The 2,659-nt window shown below is 74.2% G+C and carries 2 protein-coding genes and 1 pseudogene; all 3 read left to right on the forward strand.

The genetic code is table 11. The annotated features are described in order from the left end of the window. Nucleotides 1–449, forward strand: a pseudogene (locus ACSNOD_RS30360) (hypothetical protein); the annotation flags it as partial. A gap of 100 nt (nucleotides 450–549) precedes the next feature. Then, nucleotides 550–1,566, forward strand: a complete 1,017-nt coding sequence (gene nadC, locus ACSNOD_RS30365) for a carboxylating nicotinate-nucleotide diphosphorylase (RefSeq protein WP_436770297.1) — start codon at nucleotides 550–552, stop codon at nucleotides 1,564–1,566. Further along, entirely contained in the window at nucleotides 1,566–2,363 is a 798-nt protein-coding gene (locus ACSNOD_RS30370; protein ID WP_436770296.1) for a type III pantothenate kinase, read from the forward strand. The genes nadC and ACSNOD_RS30370 overlap by 1 nt, the downstream gene beginning before the upstream one ends. The last annotated feature ends 296 nt before the right edge of the window (nucleotides 2,364–2,659 follow it).

The following is a 2,659-nucleotide window of genomic DNA, read 5'->3' on the forward strand; positions in this document are numbered from 1 at the left end:
CCGCGACCCCCCTGATCGCCCCCGAGGCCCGGTTCACGATCCAGCGCATCATGACCACCGGCGCCGGAGTACTGCGCTCCGCGGCCAGCCTGACCGACGCCGCCGCCGCCCTGGACCGCCTCCACCACGAGGCCGCCGAGGCCCTGCGCGCCGACGGCAAGACCGCCGAGCCCGGCGTGGAGACCTGGGAGGCCACCAACCTCCTGCTGGTCGCCCGCGTGCTCGTCGCCGCCGCGCTCCGCCGCGAGGAGACCCGCGGCTGCCACTGGCGCGAGGACTTCGCCGACCGCGACGAGCGCTCCTGGCACCGCCACCTCGTGGTGCGCCTGACGCCCGACGGCACCCCCGAGGGCGCCCTCGCCGTCCACGCCACCGACACCGCGGACTTCCCGCCGACCACCACCCGTACGACCGCCCTTTCCGAAAGGCAGACACGTGAACACGCCTGAGCGCCCGCGGCCCGCAGGGGCCGAGTCGGCGGAGCCGGTCACCCCCGAGCAGCAGCCGGCCGCCCCCGAGCAGCAGCCGGCCGCCGGGGGCACCGCCCCCGTGGCGCCCGGTGACCGGACGCGGCTCCCGGTCGACGCGCCCGCCGGGGGCGGCTGCGGGGACGCCTGCGGCTGCGCCGGCGACGCGGGTGACCTCGACGGCCCCGACGGCCTCGACGCGTACGAGTGCGGCCTCGACCCCTCGCTCGCCGCCCTCCTGGCCGAGGCGGGCCTCGACCCCGTCGAGGTCGAGGACATCGCCCACATGGCCATCGAGGAGGACCTCGACCACGGCGTGGACGTCACCACGGTCGCGACCATCCCCGAGGACGCCGTCGCCACCGCGGACTTCACCGCGCGCGAGGCCGGCACCGTCGCCGGGCTGCGCGTCGCCGAGGCGATCCTCTCCGTCGTCTGCACGGAGGAGTTCGAGGTCGAGCGCCACGTGGAGGACGGCGACCGCGTCGCCCCCGGCCAGAAGCTGCTGAGCGTCACCGCCCGCACCCGCGACCTGCTCACCGGCGAGCGCAGCGCGCTCAACCTGCTGTGCCGGCTGTCGGGCATCGCCACCGCCACGCGCGCGTGGGCCGACGTCCTGGAGGGCACCGGCGCCGCCGTCCGCGACACCCGCAAGACCACGCCCGGCCTGCGCTCCCTGGAGAAGTACGCCGTGCGCTGCGGCGGCGGCCTCAACCACCGCATGTCGCTCTCCGACGCCGCCCTCATCAAGGACAACCACGTGGTCGCCGCGGGCGGCGTGGCCCAGGCCTTCAAGGCCGTACGGAGCCGCTTCCCCGAGGTGCCCATCGAGGTCGAGGTCGACCGGCTGGACCAGATCGAGCCGGTGCTCGCCGAGGGCGCGGAGCTGATCCTGCTCGACAACTTCACCCCCGAGCGCACCCGCGAGGCCGTCGCCCTCGTCGCCGGCCGGGCCCGCCTGGAGTCCTCCGGCCGGCTCACCCTCGACAACGCCCGCGCCTACGCGGAGACCGGCGTCGACTACCTGGCGGTGGGCGCGCTCACCCACTCCTCGCCGATCCTCGACATCGGTCTGGACCTGCGGGAGGAGCAGGACTGATGCTGCTCACCATCGACGTCGGCAACACCCACACCGTCCTCGGCCTGTTCGACGGCGAGGACATCGTCGAGCACTGGCGCATCTCGACCGACGCCCGCCGTACGGCCGACGAGCTCGCCGTGGTGCTGAACGGCCTGATGGGCATGCACCCGCTCCTCGGCGAGGACCTGGGCGACGGCATCGACGGCATCTCCATCTGCTCCACCGTCCCCTCCGTCCTGCACGAGCTGCGCGAGGTGACCCGGCGCTACTACGGCGACGTGCCCGCAGTACTGGTCGAGCCCGGCATCAAGACGGGCGTGCCGATCCTCATGGACAACCCCAAGGAGGTCGGCGCGGACCGGATCATCAACGCGCTGGCCGCCATGGAGCTGTACGGCGGCCCCTGCGTCGTCGTCGACTTCGGCACGGCGACGACCTTCGACGCGGTCTCGGCGCGCGGCGAGTACGTGGGCGGCGTGATCGCCCCCGGCATCGAGATCTCCGTCGAGGCGCTGGGCGTGCGCGGGGCGCAGCTCCGCAAGATCGAGCTCGCCCGCCCGCGGAGCGTGATCGGCAAGAACACGGTGGAGGCGATGCAGTCCGGCATCGTCTACGGGTTCGCCGGCCAGGTCGACGGCGTCGTCGCCCGGATGGCCCGGGAGCTCGCGGAGGACCCCGAGGACGTGACCGTCATCGCGACGGGCGGGCTCGCGCCCATGGTGCTCGGCGAGGCATCGGTGATCGACGAGCACGAGCCGTGGCTCACGCTGATCGGCCTGCGGCTGGTCTACGAGCGCAACGTCTCCCGAGGCTGACCCTCCGGGGGCGGCGGCCGGGGGTGCGGCTGCCGCGGTTCTTCGGGGTGCGGCTCCCCGGTTTGCGGGGGTGCGGCTGCCCCGGCGGGCCGCGGGTACGGGGTGGGTTGTGCCGCCACGCCAGGAAGTGCGCGCTAAGCGGATTTTGTCCGCTTAGCACTTAAAGTCGGTCCATGCCCACGCCATACGGTTCCCACGGCGGCCTCGCCTTCAGCGCCGACGAGCTGCGGATCGTGCGCCGCGCCCTCGCGATCGCCCTGCAACCGCACTCCATCCCCGCGCCGCAGCGCGCCGAG

Source organism: Streptomyces sp. URMC 123, assembly GCF_051386515.1.
Lineage (GTDB): Bacteria > Actinomycetota > Actinomycetes > Streptomycetales > Streptomycetaceae > Streptomyces.